The organism is Sorangium sp. So ce176 (genome assembly GCF_051519835.1).
Taxonomy (GTDB): Bacteria; Myxococcota_A; Polyangia; order Polyangiales; family Polyangiaceae; genus Sorangium; species Sorangium cellulosum_G.
This window is the reverse complement of sequence record NZ_CP150371.1, coordinates 5,007,341-5,025,789: the sequence shown is the minus strand read 5'-3', so window position 1 is coordinate 5,025,789 and position 18,449 is coordinate 5,007,341. Positions and strand designations below refer to the sequence as shown.

At 74.1% G+C, this 18,449-nt stretch carries 17 protein-coding genes; 7 read left to right on the top strand and 10 right to left on the bottom strand.

Annotation, left to right across the window (positions count from 1 at the left end):
- Nucleotides 1-522: 522 nt before the first annotated feature.
- Nucleotides 523-1,224 (bottom strand): hypothetical protein, encoded by a 702-nt coding sequence (locus WMF42_RS18715; protein ID WP_437693402.1) that lies wholly within the window; start codon nucleotides 1,222-1,224, stop codon nucleotides 523-525.
- Nucleotides 1,225-1,434: 210 nt separating this feature from the next.
- Here WMF42_RS18715 and WMF42_RS18710 point away from each other — a divergent pair, with 210 nt between their 5' ends.
- Together WMF42_RS18710 and WMF42_RS18705 are read left to right on the top strand one after the other, a co-directional pair.
- Nucleotides 1,435-2,556, top strand: a complete 1,122-nt coding sequence (locus WMF42_RS18710; protein WP_437693401.1) for a nucleotidyltransferase family protein — start codon at nucleotides 1,435-1,437, stop codon at nucleotides 2,554-2,556.
- A gap of 267 nt (nucleotides 2,557-2,823) precedes the next feature.
- Nucleotides 2,824-3,285: a hypothetical protein gene (locus WMF42_RS18705; RefSeq protein WP_437693400.1), complete on the top strand. Its 462-nt coding sequence runs from the start codon at nucleotides 2,824-2,826 to the stop codon at nucleotides 3,283-3,285.
- 1 nt (nucleotide 3,286) lies between these two features.
- Here the strand turns inward: WMF42_RS18705 and WMF42_RS18700 are convergent, their stop codons facing one another.
- The 4 genes from WMF42_RS18700 to WMF42_RS18685 all read right to left on the bottom strand — a co-directional run bounded on the left by WMF42_RS18700 (nucleotide 3,287) and on the right by WMF42_RS18685 (nucleotide 7,332).
- A complete protein-coding gene (locus tag WMF42_RS18700; protein ID WP_437693399.1) occupies nucleotides 3,287-3,556 on the bottom strand; it encodes a hypothetical protein in 270 nt (89 codons plus the stop codon).
- Nucleotides 3,557-3,797: 241 nt separating this feature from the next.
- Nucleotides 3,798-4,094 carry a hypothetical protein gene (locus tag WMF42_RS18695; RefSeq protein ID WP_061605439.1) on the bottom strand — a complete coding sequence of 99 codons (297 nt, stop codon included), beginning with the start codon at nucleotides 4,092-4,094 and terminating at the stop codon, nucleotides 3,798-3,800.
- A 355-nt stretch (nucleotides 4,095-4,449) separates the two neighbouring features.
- Nucleotides 4,450-6,015 (bottom strand): phytoene desaturase family protein, encoded by a 1,566-nt coding sequence (locus WMF42_RS18690; protein WP_061605438.1) that lies wholly within the window; start codon nucleotides 6,013-6,015, stop codon nucleotides 4,450-4,452.
- Between the two features lie 225 nt (nucleotides 6,016-6,240).
- Nucleotides 6,241-7,332, bottom strand: a complete 1,092-nt coding sequence (locus tag WMF42_RS18685; RefSeq protein ID WP_061605437.1) for a DUF72 domain-containing protein — start codon at nucleotides 7,330-7,332, stop codon at nucleotides 6,241-6,243.
- A 120-nt stretch (nucleotides 7,333-7,452) separates the two neighbouring features.
- Here WMF42_RS18685 and WMF42_RS18680 point away from each other — a divergent pair, with 120 nt between their 5' ends.
- Nucleotides 7,453-8,769: a hypothetical protein gene (locus WMF42_RS18680; protein ID WP_437693398.1), complete on the top strand. Its 1,317-nt coding sequence runs from the start codon at nucleotides 7,453-7,455 to the stop codon at nucleotides 8,767-8,769.
- Entirely contained in the window at nucleotides 8,769-9,458 is a 690-nt protein-coding gene (locus tag WMF42_RS18675; protein ID WP_437693397.1) for an ATP-binding cassette domain-containing protein, read from the top strand. Before WMF42_RS18680 ends, WMF42_RS18675 begins: the two co-directional genes overlap by 1 nt.
- 33 nt (nucleotides 9,459-9,491) lie before the next feature.
- On the opposite strand, the gene WMF42_RS18670 is transcribed toward WMF42_RS18675, so the two are convergent.
- From WMF42_RS18670 to folD, 4 genes are read right to left on the bottom strand one after another with little or no spacing between them, the layout of a single operon-like run.
- Nucleotides 9,492-10,229, bottom strand: a complete 738-nt coding sequence (locus tag WMF42_RS18670; protein ID WP_437693396.1) for a hypothetical protein — start codon at nucleotides 10,227-10,229, stop codon at nucleotides 9,492-9,494.
- 9 nt (nucleotides 10,230-10,238) lie between these two features.
- On the bottom strand, nucleotides 10,239-10,991 hold the full coding sequence (locus tag WMF42_RS18665) for a class I SAM-dependent methyltransferase (RefSeq protein ID WP_437693395.1): 753 nt from the start codon (nucleotides 10,989-10,991) through the stop codon (nucleotides 10,239-10,241).
- Nucleotides 10,988-12,262 (bottom strand): alpha/beta hydrolase, encoded by a 1,275-nt coding sequence (locus WMF42_RS18660; protein ID WP_437693394.1) that lies wholly within the window; start codon nucleotides 12,260-12,262, stop codon nucleotides 10,988-10,990. Before WMF42_RS18660 ends, WMF42_RS18665 begins: the two co-directional genes overlap by 4 nt.
- Nucleotides 12,263-12,264: 2 nt before the next feature.
- Complete coding sequence (folD, locus tag WMF42_RS18655; protein WP_061613334.1) at nucleotides 12,265-13,128, bottom strand: bifunctional methylenetetrahydrofolate dehydrogenase/methenyltetrahydrofolate cyclohydrolase FolD; 864 nt, start codon at nucleotides 13,126-13,128, stop codon at nucleotides 12,265-12,267.
- Between the two features lie 123 nt (nucleotides 13,129-13,251).
- On the opposite strand from folD, the gene WMF42_RS18650 reads away from it, so the two are divergent.
- Nucleotides 13,252-14,628: a nicotinate phosphoribosyltransferase gene (locus WMF42_RS18650; protein ID WP_437693393.1), complete on the top strand. Its 1,377-nt coding sequence runs from the start codon at nucleotides 13,252-13,254 to the stop codon at nucleotides 14,626-14,628.
- A 56-nt stretch (nucleotides 14,629-14,684) separates the two neighbouring features.
- Nucleotides 14,685-15,368 carry a cysteine hydrolase family protein gene (locus WMF42_RS18645; protein ID WP_061613336.1) on the top strand — a complete coding sequence of 228 codons (684 nt, stop codon included), beginning with the start codon at nucleotides 14,685-14,687 and terminating at the stop codon, nucleotides 15,366-15,368.
- A gap of 50 nt (nucleotides 15,369-15,418) precedes the next feature.
- Here WMF42_RS18645 and WMF42_RS18640 read toward each other — a convergent pair whose 3' ends face one another.
- On the bottom strand, nucleotides 15,419-17,416 hold the full coding sequence (locus tag WMF42_RS18640) for a putative bifunctional diguanylate cyclase/phosphodiesterase (protein WP_233562715.1): 1,998 nt from the start codon (nucleotides 17,414-17,416) through the stop codon (nucleotides 15,419-15,421).
- Nucleotides 17,417-17,738: 322 nt separating this feature from the next.
- On the opposite strand from WMF42_RS18640, the gene coaE reads away from it, so the two are divergent.
- On the top strand, nucleotides 17,739-18,410 hold the full coding sequence (coaE, locus tag WMF42_RS18635) for a dephospho-CoA kinase (RefSeq protein ID WP_061613338.1): 672 nt from the start codon (nucleotides 17,739-17,741) through the stop codon (nucleotides 18,408-18,410).
- Nucleotides 18,411-18,449 lie beyond the last annotated feature (39 nt).

Below are 18,449 nucleotides of genomic sequence, written 5' to 3'. Positions count from 1 at the left end.
CGACCGTTGCAGGGCTTGAAGCAAGCGGTGAAACGGGCGGCTCGGGGACCGAGCGGGCCGCTGCAAGCGTTGAAAGCGGCGGCTCGGGGACCGAGCGGGCCGTTGCAAGCGTTGAAACGGGCGACTCGAGCCGCGGGAGGCGCCCGCCTCGGCGTGCGGCGGGCGCCGCGCGCAGAAGGACCAGCGAAGAGGGCGGGGATCGCGCGTGATGGCCGCGCGTCACGGGCCGAGCCGCTGGCCGCCGCTGAAGCACGGTCCTGGCTTCAGATCCGGGTCGACGATGGCCGTCACGGAGCCGGATCTTCCAGCCATCAAGCAGCCTGCTCGGTAACAACTGGTTCCAGACGATCCCTGCCGCGTCCTCCAGCCCTCGGGGCAGGTCAGGCTCTCTTCGTTCCAGATCATCTCGCGGGGGGCGCCTCGGAAGGTCCACATCCGCTGATTGCCGCTCGCGTCGTACTGGTCACCGCGATCGTGACGCTGCGACTCCGCATGGAGCTGCTCGGAGGTATCGTTGCTGGGCTAGGGCTCAGCGGAGCCGCCGGCGCCGCCGCCCCCGCCGTCCGCGCTGCTGCCGCCGGCGCCGCCCCCGCCGTCCGCGCTGCTGCCGCCGGCGCCGCCGCTACCGCCGTCCGCGCTGCTGCCGCCGTCTCCGTCCGCGCTGCTGCCGCCGGCGCTACCGTCGCCGGCGCCGCCGCCGCCCGGTGCTTCCGTCGGCGCGTCCGTGCCGACGAACGCGCACGCTTCGAGCGCGTGCGCCCGCTCGGTGATCACGCCGCAGGGGCTGAGCGAGCCATCCTCACCGTCCGCGAGCTCGGCGGAGCACTCCGCCATGGAAGCGACCTTGTCGCTCGCGCACGCGCGCGTCGCGCCGACCGCGTCGACGCAGGCCTGGACCTGGGCTTCCGCCGGCTCCGCCAGCGCGGCGCCGGTGCCCGTGCTGGTGGTGACGCCCTTGATGCCGTGCAGGCACTGGTCCCAGTAGAACTCGACGCAGGTCTTCACCCGCTCGTCGGCGCTGGCCGTTCCGACCCACTCCGGGCACACGGCGGCGGCCTCGCACCGGGCCGTCTCGATCCGCCGGCAGGCGTCGACGCCCACGGCGTCGTTGCCGCAGCTCTGCGCTGCGAGGATCACGGCCCCGAAGCCGAGCAACCCGGCCGCGGCCCAGGGCGCGGAGCTCCGCCGCGCGGCGGAGAGGACGGCGAGCGCAGTTGAACGCACCCGGCGGAGCTACCACGCGGCGACCGGGGGCGTCGAGTTTTCGGCCGCCCACTCGCCCGCAGGAGGGCGACGGACGCGCCCGCGCAGAGCACACAGCGCTCCGTCGCCGGATCGCGCCCAGGTCGCCGGATCGCGCCCAGGTCGGGCCGGGCACGACCGGGCCGACGCAGCCGCCGGAGCGGCGTCGGCCGCGCGGTCAAGGCGGGCGGAATGGGGGCGGTCGAACGCATCCTCGGCGACCTCGCGCGCGTCGTCCGGATCTGCGTGCCGGAAGGCGGGCTGCGGCCCGGTAGCTCCTCGTGCGGGGGGAGTGAGCTCCCGGGGCCCCGGGGTGTCGATCCGCGGCCGTGCCTCGTGCCCGCGCCCCGCGCGCTCGCCCTCGATTTCTTTGACGTTTCCCGCGAAGGGGCGATCCTCCCGCGCATGGCCTCTGCCATGATCCTGGCCGCGGGGCTCGGGACCCGGCTCCGCCCGCTCACGGACGAGCTGCCGAAGCCGCTCCTGTGGCTCGGCGATCGCCCGCTGATCGCGCACATCGCCGAGCAGCTCGCCGCGGGCGGCGTGCGGCGCGCCGCGCTGAACAAGTCTCACCTCGCGGAGCGCTTCTCGCGCGACCTGATCGCGGCGTTCCCGGTGCCTGTCGACGTCCTTCACGAGCCGGAGCCCTTCGGCACCGCCGGGGGACTCGCGAACGCGGCGGGCGCGCTCGGCGACGGCGACGTGGTCCTCTGGAACGGCGACATCCTGATCGACCTCGACGTGGCGGCGCTCTGCGCGGCGCACGGCCAGCGCGGCGCGGCCGCGACGCTCGCTGTCGCGCCGAGGCCGGCCGGAGAGGGGACCGTGGGCGTCGGCGCGCAGGGCGAGGTGGTCCGGCTGCGCGGCGAGCGCTTCGGCGAGGAGGTCGCGGGCGGCGATTTCGTGGGCGTGCACGTGGTCGGCGAGGCGCTCAGGCGGCGGCTGCCGCCGCGCGGCTGCATGGTGGGGGACGTGTACCTGCCGTGGCTGCGCGAGGGGCGCGCGCTCGCGACGTTCGCGGCGCCGGCCGTGTGGCACGACATCGGCACTGTCGCCGCGTACCTCGCGGCGAGCGCGCGCTGGCTCGCGCAGCGCGGCCTGCAGAGCCACGTCGGCCCGGGCGCGTCCGTGGCCGAGGGCGTGGACGTGACCGGCAGCGTCGTGGGCGCGGGAGCGCGGGTCGAGGGGGCCGGGGCGCTGCGCGGGTGCGTTGTGTGGCCGGGAGCGCGGGTGAGCGTCGGCGCGGACGCCGAGGCGCCCCTCGAGCGCGCCGTGGTGACGACGCAGGGGCGCGTCGTGCGTGCGGCCGGATGAGCGCTGATCCGCCAGGGCCGGACGGTGAGGCGCGGCGCGCTGCGCGACAGGCGCCGGACGGCCGCCCCCACTGAAGCGGCGCCGTGCAGCGGATGAACATCTGGAACACCGGGACACTGGGCATGGGCCGGCCTTCGCTCCATGTAGCCGCGAAACGACCCAAGAAAGGCACGGTGCACCGGTATGCGCTCGACGTCCTACATGCCCCTGCGACATCTGCTCCTGCAGTTGCCCTTGCTCCTGTCCGCCCTCGCCGGAGGCGCCTGCGTGGACGAACGATCGCGGTCGGACCTCCCGCCGCCGTCGCCGCCCTCGATGCCGGCGCCGACGCTTCCTGGCGGGCAGAGCGGCGGCGCCGGCGACCAGGGCGCCGGCGCGCAGGGTAGCGGCGGAGGGAGCGGACCTGGCGGCCAGGCCTCCGGCGGTCAGGGAGGCGCCGATGGGCAAGGCGCCGGCGGCGACCTCGGGGCCGGCGGTGACCTCGGGGCCGGCGGCGACCTCGGGGCCGGCGGCGACCTCGGGGCCGGCGGTGGCCTGGGCGCCGGTGGTCAGGGCGCCGGAGGCGACCTCGGGGCCGGCGGCGGCCTGGGCGCCGGCGGGCAGGGCGCTGGAGGCGACCTCGGGGCCGGCGCCCAGGCCGCCGCCGGCGGCTACCACTCTGACGTGGTTGACTCGTGCGAGCAGGATCCGGGTCCGGACATGGATGCACCGCCTGCCTGGATGGCCTGACTCACGAAATTGTGCAGTCGTTGTCGGTGAAGTTGGGATAGATCAGATTCCGGTTGATGCTGCCGTGAATCGCCCAAGTGTAGGCATAGCTCACCACGTTGGCCCGGTTGAACCCCGTGATCGCCGTGGGCTGCAGGTTCGGCGTCTGCTCGAGCAGCTCGGGCGCAGGCTCCGCGTGCTCGATTCGCGAGGGGTCGGGAGGACGATTCACATGGTCGGCCGCGAACGTGACGATCTCGTGCTCGGAGAGCTCGGGGTAGATCAGCTGCAAGGATAGACCACCTCGTTCGAAGCGCCTCTTCGCGTCGGGGTTTTCCGGCTGTAAGATCCATGAACGCATCGGACGTGCCTGGAAGCGCGGATGCGTTCATCATCAGCCAGTCCACGTGGCGGCCCCGCCCACGTGGAATGAAGGCCATGGTGACTAATGTACATCGCGAGGTGTGGTGTGGAGCAGCTTCGGGCGGGCTGGCGCGGGCCGTCTCGAGGCCCTGCGGCGGGGAGGGCGAACGTCACCGCGCTGGTGAATCAGGGCGATTCACGTACTCGGTCGCAAACCTGCGGATCTCATCCTTCTTCGGGTGCGCGGACAGCTCGGGATAGACATCCCAGAGTACGTCCTTGATGAAGACGCCGTATTCCGGAGTGCCAGGCGTGATGGATGGACGATGTTGCTTCAGGTGCTCGCGAAGGATCGTCTCCCCCTCGCTCAGCGCCGTCTCGCCCGGCGGTTCGCCGGGAGCAGGCGGCTCCCTGCTGCATCCCGCCACCACAGCCAGCGCTCCCATCACCAAGAGGCGCCACTTCATCCGAAATCCTCTCGTTGGTTGGATCCGATGGTGCGCGCGCCGATACGGCGCGCCAGCGAATGCTGGAATCCAGAGGCACACAGCCCGGGCGCTCCGGAACGGCTTCGCAGAAGCCGCCTTCTGTAAATGTCGCGGGACCGACACGTGATCGGGCCCTTTGGGCTCGGAAGCGCCGGACCAGCGCGGGGAGCTACTTGGCTCATCCGGTGTGGTCCGGCCTCCAAGGCGCGATCACGCTATGCAGGTCAGCTTTGGCCTGTCGACGTGGAGCCGTGCTCCGACGCGGATTGTCGGGCGACCTGCCCTCACGTGCGAGCGGCGGCACCCGGGGCTCCATGACGTCGCCCGCCGCGCTTCACTTCCCCAGGTCGGCGAGCGCGGCCCTGGCGGCGTTGTGCCCCGCCGCGCCGATGACCGATCCGGCCGGGTGCGTGCCGGCGCTGCACGAGTAGAGCCCCGCGAGCCCGAACCGGTACGGCACGCGATCGGCGAAGCCGAAGCCGTTGTCGATGTGGTGGATGTGCCCCCGCGTGATCCCGAAGTGCCGCTCGATGTCCGGCGGCGCCAGCGTGAACGTGTCCAGCACGAGATCGCTCATCCCCGGCGCGAAGCGATCGCAGATCGACAGCAGGTGCTTCACGTAGCGCGGCGCGGCCTCGGCCCACGCCTCGCCGCCAGCGAGCGCGTAGGGCACCCACTGCACGAAGAGCGCGGCGTTGTGGTGGCCCTCCGCGTCGCGCAGGCTCGGGTCGATCGGCGTGTGGAAGTACCACTCGATCGCGGGGAACTCGGGGAGGCGCCCGCTCATCGCGTCGCGGTGGGCCTGCCGCAGCGTGTCCATCACGACGTCCTCGTCCGGCAGGAGGTGGATCGTCGGCCCGAACTGCCCGCGGTCCTCCGGGAGGCACGTGAACCTTGGCAGGCCGGTCAGGGCCATGTTGACCTTGAGCGTCGAGCCGTCCCTCGCCAGCGCGTCGAGCCGCGCCGACAGCGGCGCCCCGATCGCCGCCTCGCCGGCCAGCGCGCGGGTGCGGAACGGATCGGCGTTCGACACGACCACCTTCGCGGCGATGCGCGTGCCGTCCTCGAGCAGCACCCCGGAGACGGCGCCCCCGGACGACTCGATCTGCGCGACCCGGGCGCCGGTGACGATCGTCGCGCCCTCGGACCTCGCCTTCTCGGCGAAGAGGCGGCTGACAGTGCCCATCCCGCCCTCGACGATCATCCACGTCCCGTCCGCGCCGGGCAGCCGGCACATGTTGTGGACGAGGAAGTTCATCCCGGTGCCGGGCGTGTCGAAGCCGCCCGCGAGCCCGGAGAAGGCGTCGGTCACGGCGTACATCGCCTGGAGCAGATCGCTCTTCCAGCCGAACCGCGCCAGGTACTCGGAGATCGTGCCCCGGCAGAGCGCCACGAACGTCTGCCGGAGGGCGGGGCGCACGTGGCGCTCCGCTGTCTCCTCGATGGAGAGCGGCTCCTGGAGCCAGGTCGGGGCGATGTCGTCCCGGAGCGCGGCGAGCTCGGCCTGGAGCGCGCTGTTCGCCTCCCAGTCCCGCTGGGAGAAGAACTCCAGGAACTGCCGCTTCATGGCGGCCTGGTCCGAGCCGAAGAGCAGGTAGCGCCTGTCGGTCGTCGGGACGAAGTAGTGCGGATCGCGCCGCCGGAGGGGCAGGTCGACGCCGACCTCGCGCAGCAGCTCGGGCGGGGCGAGCCCGAGCAGGTAGGCGCCGCTCGAGACGCCGAGCCCCGGCGCCTTCGCGAAGGGGTGCTCGGTCTTCACCGCGCCGCCGACGGCGTCCTTCTCCTCGAGCACCACCACCTCGAGCCCGCGGCGGGCGAGGAGGACGGCGGCGACGAGACCGTTGTGGCCCGCGCCGACGATGACGACGTCGGCCCGGGCCGGAGCTTCACTGCGTTTCACGGGGCACCTCCAGCGTTGTGCGCGTCCTCTGCCGCAGCCCGGCGCGCCGGCGCCCGGCCACGAGCGCGAGGTGTTGCACGGATGGCAGGTCGGGGAGAGGCTTTTCGCGCCCCGGAACCCCGAGGAGCGCGCCGCGCTGGCCCGAGATCCGCCGCGTCGGGGGGCCCTTTCCAGCCTGTCCTCAGCGCAGCGCGCGCAGCGCTGGCCGCTCGCTCATGGCCGGGATCACCTCCCCGCGGCCGCCCCCGGCGCCTCCCACGCGGCGGCGACCTCCTCGGCGATCGCGCGCACGGTCAGGGGCGCCGACCCCTCGGCCTTGTTGTTCACCAGCACGAAGCTCTCCATGCCCAGCGCCGCGGCCTCGCACACGATCCGCGCGACCTCCGCGCGCATGGCGGGATCGGGCTCGACCACCCGATCGAAGGGGTGGAACCGGCGCTGCTCCGCCTCGTAGCGGCGCCCCGGCTTGAGCAGCAGCCGCACGAGCGCGAAAGGCGCGTTCGAGACGGGCACAACGTCCGCCTGGGGCCCGGGCGTCGGCATGGTGCGAAAGTAGCTGTAGGTATGGGCGACGCCGCGCGCGCCGAGGATCTCCCGGTACTCGCCGGTGAGGTATGCGCGCTCCCTGATCTCGACGGCGTAGGTGAGCTCGCGCGGCAGCGCGCCCAGGAAGGCGTCGAGCCGCTCGAAGAACGCGCGCGGCGGGAGCCGGTGGGACGGGCCGACCGGGGGCAGCTCCAGCAGCACCGGCCCCGCGTGGGCCCGGAACGAGGACAGCAGCGGCGCGGCGACGCGCGAGAGGAAGAGCGGCACCGACAGGAAGTCCGGGTTCGGCTCGACGCGCGCGCGGTCGGCGCGTTGCGCTCCCTCCTCGCCCGAGGGCGTCTGCCCTTGATGCACTGTCTGGGAGACGACGGCGTGCAGCGCCTTCGACACGCACCGGAAGCCGTCCGGGAGCTGCGCCCCGTAGCGACGGAAGTCGCTGTCGGGGATGGGGGCGTAGAAGCTGCGGTCGATGCCGACGGTCGTGAGCAGCGGGTGGCGGGCGTACTCGGCGAGGCCGTCGCGCGCGAGCTCCTCCGTGCTCCGCCGCCGGGCGTAGACGAGGCCCTGCCAGCCCGGGAAGCTCCACGAGCTCGTGCCGAGGAGCACGCCTCTCGGCAGCCGCGCCGCGACGCGGGCGGCGTCGTCGTAGACCGCCGCCATCGCGTCGGGCTCGCTCGCCGCGGGCGCCTCGGCGGCGGCGGGTCCCGGCGCTGGATCGAACAGCGAGAGCTGCATGGGGGAGGCGCCACGGCGCCCAGGGGAGCGGCTCACCCGGGCGATTCTACGCCTTCCGGAGCTCACCGGGACCCGGCCGCGCGCGTCGGCGCCGCCAGCCGCTCGGGGCGCTTCCTCCGGGAACATCCAGCCCGCCGCGGGGTACAAGCACGTGACGTGCTGCGCCGCTTCGCCCTCGTCCTGCGCACCCTGGCCTCGACGGCCGGCAAGGACGCCGTCGCGCGCGCCATGCCGCTGTACATGGGGCTCGGCCTCGTCGCGGCCGTCGTGTTCGGGGGCAACGGGATGCACCCCTCGCAGCTCACCGGCCTCGCGGGCGAGTCGCTCCGGTTCCGGCTCGCGCTGTGGGCGGTGTGGCTTCTCGTCGCGATGCCCGCGGCGCGCGCGCTGCTCCGCGCTCCGACGACCTTCTTCCTGCGCGCGCTGCCCGTCCCGCGGGCCCAGCTCCTCGGGGCGCACGCGCTGCTCCTCGCTGTCGCCGAGCTCCCCTGGGTGGCGCTCTGGGCGATCGGCGTCGGCGCGCTCGACGGCCCGGCCGCCGGGGCGCTCGCCGGCTGCGCCGCGGGCGCCGCGGCGGTCGCGGCGCACGGGATGCTCCTCGCCCGGCCGCGCGGCGCGCGCGAGCTCGCGCCCCTGTCGCTGCTCGCCGGCGCGATGCTGCTCGGGGCGCCCGCGCCGATCCTGCTCGCCTGCGCGGCGCCGGCGCTCGTCGTCGGGCTGCGCGCGGCGTTCGTGCGCGCGCCGGAGGTCGCCGCCGGCCGCGAGCCCTCGCTGATCCCCTCCGCTGCGCCCGTCCTGGGCGGCGCGCTCGCCTCGCTCTCGCTCGCCTACATGGCGGCGCTCGTGCGCGGCCACCGCGCTGTGCTCGCGCGCGCCATGGCGCTCGCGGCGCTCGGCGCGTTCATCGGGGCTGCCTATGCCCGGAGCATCGGGCCGCTCGCGGACGAGCCGCTCGCCGCGGCGTCGCTCGTCGCGCTCGCGCCGTTTGCGCTCTGCGCGGGCGCCGGCCTCGCCGGCCCGGTGCTCCGCGAGGAGCGGCGGATCGCGTGGCTCCTCGCCGCCTGCGGCGCGGCCGCGCCGCTCAGGGCGGGCGCCGCCGCCGCCGCGGTCGCCGCGCCGGTGACGGCGCTCGCGCTCGCGCACGGGGCGGCGGTCGGCGCGCTCCACGGCGCGGCGCCCCTCGCGGCGCTGCGCGTCCTCGGCGGCGCGGCGCTCGCGGGGCTGCTCCTGTCGGCTGTCGCGCTCGGCTGCGTCCGCTGGTCGGTGCGGGAGGACGGCCGCGACAGCAGCCGGGTGCTCCTCACGGTGCTCGCCGCCGTCGTGGCGGCGACCGCGACCGCATGGACGCTGCGCGAGCTCGCGCTCGCGGCCTGGGCTCCCGCGGCCGCGTGGCTCGCGGGGCCCGCCGGCGCGCGCTTGTCTTCGCGGAGCCGCGAGCGCGGCGCCGCGGCACGAGAGGGGAAGGCGCGGTGATGCTGGAAGCGACGGGGATCCACAAGCGGCTCGCGGGCAGGGACGTGCTCTCCGGCGTCGATCTCCGCTGCGGGCCTTCCGACGTGGCGGTCGTGATGGGCGGCAACGGCGCCGGCAAATCGACCTTGCTGCGGATCGTCGCCGGGGTGCTGGAGCCCGATCGCGGCGCGGTGACGCTCGCGGGCGATCCGATCCACGGCGGCGGGGCCGCGGCGCGGCGCCGCCTCGGCTACGCGCCCGACGCGACCGAGGCGCTGCCCGACCTCCAGGTCTCCGAGCTGTGCGCCCTCGTGCGCGCGCTCAAGCAGGCGCCGCCGCTCGACCGCGCGTGGGTCGAGCGGATCGGCGCGGGCGCCTTCTACCGGCAGCGCCTCTCCGGGCTGTCGTTCGGCCAGCGCAAGCGCGCGCTCCTGCTCGCCGCGCTGGTGGGCGACCCGTGGCTGCTCGTGCTCGACGAGCCGACGAACGGCCTGGACGCCGAGGGGGTACGCACGGTGATCGAGCTCATCGCGCAGCGCCGCGCCGAGGGGAAGGCGACCCTCCTCACGACGAACGATCCGGCGCTCGCCGCGGCGCTCGGCGGACGGCCGCAGCGGCTGAGCGCGGGTCGGCTCGGCGCGCCCGGCGCCGGAGACGCTGCGGGCGTGGTCCTGGAGGGGGGAGCGGGGCAGGGAGGTCACCCCTCCTGAAGCCCCGCCGCCGGACGCTCCCTACCGGCCGGCCTACCTGGGCGGCTGCGGGCAGAGCAGCTTCTTCAGCTCGTCTGTCGCCGCCGCGCCCTTCAGCACCACCGAGGCCAGCCGTTGCACCTTGGGCGCGAAGGAGCAGTCATGAGGCTCGTTGGGCGCCTTGTGCAGCAGGGACTCGACCTGATCGCCGGGGCCCTCCACGCTCTTCCTCGTGCAGAGGATCGGGCTGCCCTGGTGGTAATAGTACCTGCGCTGCAGAAGGCGGGTCGCCGTGACATCGCCGAAGGGCATGGCGTCATTCAGGGCAAAGATGAGCTGTCCCTTGTCATAATAGAACTGGTAGGTGGACCCGGCGTCTCCCGCAGCGATGTCCTTGAGCTCTGCCTTCGAGACGGCGTTGTTCTTCTGGTGCAGCCGTATCTCGGCGCGTCCCTCGTCAGCAGGACAGGCCATGCGGAGCTCGCTCGTCTTCAGCCCCTTGTCCGCCTGGATCTCCGCGTATTTCTTCCGGATTTCCTCGATGCGAGGATCGTCCGGCGCCTCCCGGGCGGCGCCGGGGCTCCCGGCGCCAGCCGCCGCGTCGGGGGTCGTCGTGCTCGGCGCCGACGGAGCGGGCGATACAGAGGTGGCCGGGGTCGCGGCCGCGGAAGGCCGAGCTCGATTCTCGGTGCCAGACACAGCGCCTGTCGTGGAGGAGGCTGGAGCCACGTCGCCCCGCCCGCAGGCGGTGGCGAGCAGGACGCTGCCGAGGACCATCGCAGATCGACTCATGACGTGTTCCTAAGCTCCATCGGGCGGTGAATCCACCCCGGCGCCCCGGGCGAGCGGCAGCAGCCGCAGCACCCGTGTCTCGCGCTGCTCGCGGCCCTCGAGGTCGAGCGAGGTGGGGACGAGGTAACGCGCGATCTCCTCGACGCCTTCCGCGGGGCAATACGAGCGCCCCGGATCGCCCACGAGCACCGCCGCCCCGTCCCTGGCCTGCCAGCGCAGCCACGGAAGCACGCGGTCGACCATCGCGCGCTCGTAGCAGACGTCGCCCGCCACGATGACGTCCCACGCGCCGCCTGCGGCGCTCGCCGTGAGGTCCTCCGCGATCACGTCGAGGGCGACGCCGTTCAACGCCGCGTTCAGCCGGAGCGCCGCGGCGGCGAACGGATCGATGTCCGCGGCGCTCACGTGCGCCGCGCCGGCGCGGACCGCGGCGATCGCGACGACGCCCCCGCCGGCGGCGAGATCGAGCACGCGCTTGCCGGAGACGACCGCGGGGTGGTCGAGCAGGTACCGCGCGAGCGCCTGCCCGCCGGCCCACGCGAACGCCCAGTAGGGCGGCGGCACGCCCGCGCGCGCGAGCGCCGCCTCGGTCGCGTGCCAGAGCGGCGTGACCTCGGTCGCGAGGTGGAGCCTCACCTCGGGGACGAACGGCGGGCAGGCGACGGCGGTCTCGCGCGCCACGAACGCCGCGGCGCGCTCGTCCCGGGCGAGGGCCTCTGCCGGCTGCCGGGACGGCTCCTGTCGCGCAGGCTCCCTCGTCACAGCGCCTCGAAGATCCGCAGCGGCTCGGATACGCGCGCGGCCCACGCCGCCTCGTCGTGCGCCGCGCCCGCGTGCCACGCGTAGAACACGCTCTCGCCCTCCACGTACGGCGACCCCGCCCTCGTGAGGACGTCCCGGAGCTGGAGGTTCTCGCAGTAGTTGTCGGCCGCCGCCGGATCGTCGTCCTCGATGCCGTCGCCGTCGTCGTCGACGCAATCGCCGCCGCCGCCCGAGTCCAGGTAGAGCGTCGCCGCGCGCTCCGTGTGCGCCGCGTACCGCTCGATCATCGTCTCGTGGCGGACGCCCGCCCCGATGCTGCCCCAGCCCATCGTGCCGGAAAGGCTCGCGGCGAACGCGTACTCGCCCCGGTGGCGCGCGGCGGCGTGGAAGCTGATGAGGCCCCCGAGCGACGAGCCCATGATCCCGATCGGACCCGGCTCGCCGTGGCGCGCCCTGATGAGCGGCCGGACCGTGTCCCTCAGGAAGTCGGCATGGGCGTCGCCCTCGCCGCCGATCAGCGCGCCGCCCTCCTCGATGCGATCCTCGACGTGCGTGTACTCCGCGAGCCGCGCCGGGGTGCTGTCGATGCCGACGAGGAGCACCCCCGGCGGCGCGTGATCCTGGAGGTGCCAGCCGCCCGCCGGGCCCGCGGGATCGAAGAGGTTCTGGCCGTCGTGCACGTAGAGGACCCTGTCGACGGCCCCCTCCGGGACCCACACGCGCACGGTGCGCGGCGCCATCGCGGCGTCGCCCACGGCGAAGTGGCGCTCGAGGTGCGCCTCGCGGGGCGCGACGAGGCTCATCTCGCCGAACGCGTCGTAGGTGCACGCGCGCGACCACGGATCGGCCGCCCACGCGGTCCCGTCCGTGAACTTGTAGCGAGCGCCCGCGTGCACGCTCTGCACGATCCAGTGGAAGCCGGCGTCGCCGGTCATCGCCGCGCCGGTCCACGCGTCGTGCTCGCCAGCGAGCAGGCGCAGGCTCGCGCTTGTCGAGACGAAGAGATACCCGCCGTCCACGGGGATGGGCCAGCCGGTCCGCGACGCGTGCGCGAGCAGCGCCGCGTCGCGGTCCGCCCGCAGCTCGGCGAGGATCGCCTCGACCGGCGTCTCGCCCGCGCCACCCGCGCCCGGGCTCGTCGCGGTGCCGGCCGACGCGCGCGGTGAGCCGCTCGGCGCCGCGTCGCCGCAGCCCGCGAGCGCGGCGAGGGCGAGGGCCCCCGCGCCCGCTGCCGCGCGCCGCGCCGTCGCCTCCCACCCCGGCGCGGCCACGGCTACTGCGCCGCGACCCGCGCTTCCGCCGCGCGCAGCGTCGTCTCGAGCAGCGAGGCGATCGTCATCGGGCCGACGCCGCCCGGCACCGGCGTGATCCACGCTGCGCGCTCCCTGGCGGCGTCGAAATCGACGTCGCCCACCAGCTTGCCTGCCTCGTTGCGGTTCAGGCCGACGTCGATCACGGCGGCCCCTTCCTTGATCCAGTCGCCGCGGATGAGCCCCGGGCTGCCCGCGGCGACGACGAGGATGTCGGCCTCGCGGCAGAGCGCTTGCAGATCGCGCGTGCGCGTGTGGGCGATCGCGACCGTCGCGTGCTGCGCGAGCAGGAGCGCCGCCATCGGCCTGCCGACGAGGTTGCTCCGCCCGACCACCACCGCGCGGGCCCCGGCGATCTCGACGCCCGCCTCGGCGAGCAGGCGCATGCACCCCCTCGGCGTGCACGGGGCGAGCACGCCCGGGCGGCCCATCGCGAGCAGCCCCGCGTTCACCGGGTGGAGCCCGTCGACGTCCTTCGCGGGATCGATGGCCTCGAGCGCGCGTTGCTCCCGGATGTGCGCCGGCAGCGGGAGCTGGACGAGGATCCCGTCGACCGTGTCGTCCGCGTTGAGCTCCGCGATGCGCGCGAGCAACGCGTCCTCGGTCGTCGCGGCGGGGAGCGTGAGGAGCCGGCCCCGCATGCCGACCTCGTTCGACATCCTCTCCTTGGTCCGCGTGTGGGTCACGCTGGCCGGATCCTCGCTGACGAGCACCACGTCGAGGCCAGGGGGCCGGCCGTGGGCGGCCGCGAAGCGAGCCACCCCCTCCCGCACCTCGTCGCGGACCTTCTGTGCGATCGCCTTGCCGTCCAGGATCTTCGCTGCCACGGCCGCGGAGCTTAGACCACCCGCGGCCATCCCGGGAGCGCGGCGTGTGGAACGCAGCGACAGGGGCATCCGCCGCGCGATGTTCAGGTTGACCCTTCCGTCCAGCGTCTCTAGCCATGAGCGGTGGACGCTCTGCACACCGATCTCTACCAGCTCACGATGGCGGCGGGGTACTTCCACCGCGGCATGACCTCGCGCGTCGCGACGTGCGAGCTCTTCGTGCGGCGGCTGCCGAAGCACCGCCGCTTCCTCGTCGCGATGGGGCTCGACCGGGTCGTGCGCTACCTCGAGGGGCTCCGCTTCACCGACGAGCAGATCGCGTACCTGAGCGCGATCCCCGCGCTCGCCGACGCGATGACGCCGGCGTTCTGCTCGTACCTGCGGAGCTTCCGCTTCCACGGCGACGCCTGGGCCGTCCCCGAGGGGACGGTGTTCTTCCCGAACGAGCCGCTCCTGCGGGTCACGGCGCCGCTCATCGAGGCGCAGCTCATCGAGACGTTCGCCCTGTCGGCCATCAACTACGCGACAGCGATCGCGTCGAAGGCCGCGCGCGTCGTCCTCGCCGCCGGCGACGCGGGCGTCATGGAGTTCGGCACCCGCAGGGCTCACCCGGAGGCGGCGATAGACGCGGCGCGGGCCGCGTACGCGGTCGGCTGCGTCGGCACCTCCAACGTCGAGGCCGGGATGCGCTTCGGCATCCCGGTGCTCGGCACGGCCGCCCACATGTGGACCATGGCCCACCCGACCGAGGAGGCCGCGTTCGAGAGCTACGTCGCCGTCTTCCCGAGCGCGGCGATCCTGCTCATCGACACGTACGACACGCTCGTCGGCGCCGCGCGCGCCGCGGCGATCGCGCGCGACAAGCTGAAGGGCGTGCGCCTCGACTCGGGCGACCTCGGCGCGCTCAGCGTGGCCGTGCGCAGGATCCTCGACGCCGCGGGGTGCGCCTCGGCGAAGATCGTCGCGTCGGGCGATCTCAACGAGCACCGCATCGCCGAGCTCAGGCGCGCCGGGGCGCCCATCGATCTCTACGGCGTCGGGACGGACCTCGTGACCTCGATCGACGCCCCCTCGCTGGGCGGCGTCTACAAGCTCGTGGAGATCGGCGACGTCGAGCCGGGCGTCGCGGGCGAGCGCACGCCGATCGCGAAGTTCTCGGAGGGGAAGGCGACCCTGCCCGGCGCGCACCAGGTGCACCGCTTCCACGACCAGGCCGGCAAGCTCGCGCGCGACGTCATCGCGCTCGACAGCGAGCCCCTGGGCGCCGGGGCCGAGCCGCTGCTCGCGCCCGTGATGAAGCGCGGCGCGCGCGTCGCGCCGCCCGAGGGGCTCGACGCGATCCGGGCGCGCGTGCGCGAGCAGCTCGTCGCGCTGCCGGAGGCGATGCGGCGCATCGACGACGACCCCGCGCCGGGCGCGGCGTTCGCGGTCGAGCTGTCGCCGCAGCTCGGCGCGCTCGTCGAGACGGTGCGCGCCCGCGTCGTCGCCGGCGCAAGATAAGGAGCGCGCGAGGCGCCGCCGCGCGCTGCGCGTCTCCACGCGAGAGGAGAGAGGACATGGCGAGTGGCAACATGACCCGGCAACCGTCGCCCCCGAGGGTGTTCGTCGACGTCGACGTGCAGCGGGACTTCTGCGAGGAGACCGGCGCGCTGTACGTGAAGGGCTCACCGAACGCGCTGTTCCGGCGGCTCACGGAGCACGCCGTCGCGCGCGGGATCCCGATCGTCGGATCGGTCGACTCGCACGCGTGGGACGCGTGGGAGTTCGGCTCGAACGACACGCCGGCCCCCGAGGGCGACAAGCCGGGCTTCCCAGATCACTGCGTGAAGGGGACGCCGGGCTGGCTGAAGGTCGAGGGCACGCTCCCGCCGCGCTTCCGCTTCATCCCCAACGTCTCGCAGGCGCCCGTCGACGCAGCGGTGCGCGAGCTCGCGACCGGCCAGACCCACGGCGTCTACTTCGAGAAGGAGGTCTACAGCCTGTTCGCGAACCCGCTCGCCGAGGGCTTCCTGCGCGAGCTCTCCGCGGCGCTCGGCGGCGCGCCGGAGTTCGTCGTCTACGGCGTGGCGACCGACTACTGCGTCCGCGCCGCCGCCCTCGGGCTGGTCCAGCGCGGCTACCGCACCACGCTCCTGACCGACGCCGTCGCCGGCATCACCGAGGCCGGCGTCGCCGCCGCGCTCGGCGAGATGCAGGCCGCCGGCGTCGCCCTCGCCCCGTCGTCGACCGTGCTCGGCTGACGAGGTCGCGCGGGGCGGCGCCCCCCGCGCGGCGCCCCGCGCCGGCGCCGTCAGCCGTCCGCCGCGGAGCCGGTCGGGTTCGGGTCGCTCGGGTCGCCCTGGGCGCGCAGCGACCCGCAGAGGTCCACGAGCGGCTGCGGCTTGTCGAAGTGCCACCCCTGCGCGTAGTGGATGCCCATCGACGTGAGCAGATCGGCGATCTGCTGGTTCTCCACCTGCTCGGCGACGGTCTTGATGCCGAGCGTGTCGCCGATGCGGTGCACCGACTCGACGATCGCGCGGTGGAGCGAGTTGTCGTGCAGATCGCGCACGAACATGCCGTCGATCTTCACGTAGTCGACCGGCAGGCTCTCCAGGTAGCCGTACGACGCGTGCCCGCTGCCGAAGTCGTCGATGGCGAACCGGCACCCCATGGCGCCGAGCTCCTGCATGAACCACAGCACCTCGCCGAGGTTGGCGAGCGCCGCCGTCTCGGTGATCTCGAAGCAGATCTTGCTCGGCGGCACCTGCGCCCGGTGGAGCTGCTCGACGAGGAAGTCGAGCAGGCCCTCGCGCAGGAGCGACACGCCCGACAGGTTGATCGAGCACGTGTCGAGGCGCCGCAGCGCGTGCTGCGGCAGCGCGCCGATCAGCCGGAACGCCTGCCGCGCGACGTAGCGATCGATGACGTGGATCAGGCCGCTCTGCTCCGCCGCCTGGATGATGCCGACCGGCGAGTAGAACCGGCCGTCCTCGCCCAGCTGCCGCACGAGCACCTCGAAGTGCGCGCCCTTCGGCGTGTGCTCCGCGCCCGGCTTGACGAGCGGGTGGATGCCCTGGGCGTAGAGCCTGAGCCGCCCCTCGGCGAGGTGGCGCTGCAGGCTCGCGACCCACTGCATCGAGCGCCGGCTCGTCGTCATCTGCTGGTCGTCGAGGTAGACCTGCAGCCGCCCGCGCCCGTTCTCCTTCGCGATCCGGCACGCGTGATCCGCGGCGCCGAGCACGTCGACGGCCCGCTCGAAGTGGGGGGTCAGCACCACGAGCCCGATGCTCGCGCCGATCGAGAACGTCTTCTCGGCCCACCCGAACCTGAACTCGAGCAGGCAGATCTGCAGGTCGCGCGCGATCCGCTCCGCCTCGCGCTCGCCCTTGTCCGCGAGCAGGAGGACGAACTCGTCGCCGCCGATCCGCCCGGCCGCGTCCTTCGGTCCGACGATCTCGTGCACGCGCGTCGCGACCCACTGGAGCAGATCGTCGCCCGCCTCGTGCCCGCACGTCGCGTTCACGAGCCGGAACCGATCCAGGTCGATGTAGCAGAGCGCGTACGGCGTCCCGTTCTTCCTGCAGTCGTTCAGCGCCTCCTCGATGCGATCGATGATCGCGTACCGATCGAGGAGCCGCGTCAGCGCGTCGTAGCGCGGCTTGGCCGGGTGGATCGGCAGGGGTCCCGGCGCGCCGAGCTCGCGGAAGAGGACGATCTGCCCGGGCGGGGGAGGCGGCTTCGAGTCGCGCTGGCTCTCGCGCGTCGGTCGCCCGGTGAGCGCGCCGATCGTGTGGAGGATGGGGAGCACGGACCCGTCGCGGCGCTCGAGCAGCGCGGTGTACCGCCCCTGCGGCCTGCTCGCTGCGCCCGTGTCCGGCGCGGCGAGCGACGCGCCCGGCGTGCGCAGCGCGCCCTCGTCGATGATCACCGGCGCGAGCGGCACCACGGGCTCGCGCCGCGGCGTGAGCGCGGGCGCCGCGGCCTTCGCGGGCGCGCCCTCGTCGAACAGCTCGTTCATCTCTCCGACGTCGATGTCCGGCTCTCCGCTCGCCGCCCCCGCCGCGGGGATCAGCCGGAGCACGCGATCGAGCAGCGCGCCGCGCGCCTCGACGATCGACCAGCCCGTCAGCCGCTCTGCCGCCCCGTTCAAGCGCACCACGCGCTGCTCGGCGTCGATCTCGATCACGCCGACGTCGACCTCGGACAGCCAGGCCGTGAGCTGTTTGTCCGGCGAGCCACGGTGCGCGTCCGAGCGATCGAACGTGGCGTGCAGGCTCGACTCCGGCCGGTCTTCGATCTTTGCCACCACCCCGTTATGGTAGTTGCATTCCCGGAGAAGCGGACTTCTTAAGCGCCGACGGCGAGGAAACTCACGGCCCCGGCCCCGCTGGGGTACGCTCGGGGCCATGGGTGGTCACGAGGAGAACAGGCGCCTCCGGACGGCGCTGAGCGCCCGCGCTGCCGCGCTTTCCCCGACGTCGCGGGCTTTTCTCGATCTCCGACGCCGCCGGAGCTCTCCGGGGCGCACGGCAGGGAAGGTAGCGAATGGTGCGACGCTTCACGACGGCGCATCGCGATCGACGGACGGCGTCGGGGCGCGCTCTGTCCTCGGGGGGGGCTGAGGCGCGATGGGGCTCGTCCTGTTCGGGCTCACGGGCGGCCTTGGCTCCGGCAAGAGCACGGTGGCCGCTCGCTTTCGCGCGCAGGGGCTTCCGGTGATCGACGCCGACGCGCTCGCGCGCGAGGTGGTGGCGAAGGGGACCGAGGGGCTCGAGGAGGTGGTCCGCGCCTTCGGTCCGGAGGTGCTGTCTCCGGACGGATCGCTCGATCGCGCGCGCGTCGCCGCGATCGTGTTCGCGGATCCGGACAGGCGCCGGCAGCTCAACGCGATCGTGCACCCGCGCATCACGGCGCTCACGCTCGAGCGCGCCGCCGCTCTCGAGGCGCAGGGCGAGCCCCTGGCTTGCTACGAGGCGGCGCTCCTCGTCGAGAACCGCGTCGCCGACGCGTTCCGCCCGCTCGTGGTGGTCGCGGTGCCCGAGGCGGTGCAGATCGCCCGCGCGATGGAGCGGGACGGCGCCACCGAGGACGAGGTGCGCGCCCGGCTCGCCGCGCAGCTCCCGCTCTCCAGCAAGGTCGCTGTCGCCGATCACGTCATCGAGAACTCCGGCGATCGCGCCGCGACCGAGCGCCAGGCCGACGAGGTGCTCGCCGCGATCCGGGCGAGGTTCGGCGTCCCGCCGGCGCCGCCCGCCCCGGATCCGGCCAGGGCGCCTGACGTCGCTTCGCCGGACCACTGACTTGATGCGCAGTGCCCGGCGTGGAAGTCTCGTGGCCGG

Bases quoted from the DNA above. Each gene is read 5' to 3' on its own strand.
- coaE (WP_061613338.1), top strand. From the start codon at position 17,739: ATGGGGCTCGTCCTGTTCGGGCTCACGGGCGGCCTTGGCTCCGGCAAG.
- WMF42_RS18670 (WP_437693396.1), bottom strand. From the start codon at position 10,229: ATGAGTCGATCTGCGATGGTCCTCGGCAGCGTCCTGCTCGCCACCGCC.
- WMF42_RS18710 (WP_437693401.1), top strand. From the start codon at position 1,435: ATGGGGGCGGTCGAACGCATCCTCGGCGACCTCGCGCGCGTCGTCCGG.
- WMF42_RS18645 (WP_061613336.1), top strand. From the start codon at position 14,685: ATGGCGAGTGGCAACATGACCCGGCAACCGTCGCCCCCGAGGGTGTTC.
- WMF42_RS18675 (WP_437693397.1), top strand. From the start codon at position 8,769: ATGCTGGAAGCGACGGGGATCCACAAGCGGCTCGCGGGCAGGGACGTG.
- WMF42_RS18695 (WP_061605439.1), bottom strand. From the start codon at position 4,094: ATGAAGTGGCGCCTCTTGGTGATGGGAGCGCTGGCTGTGGTGGCGGGA.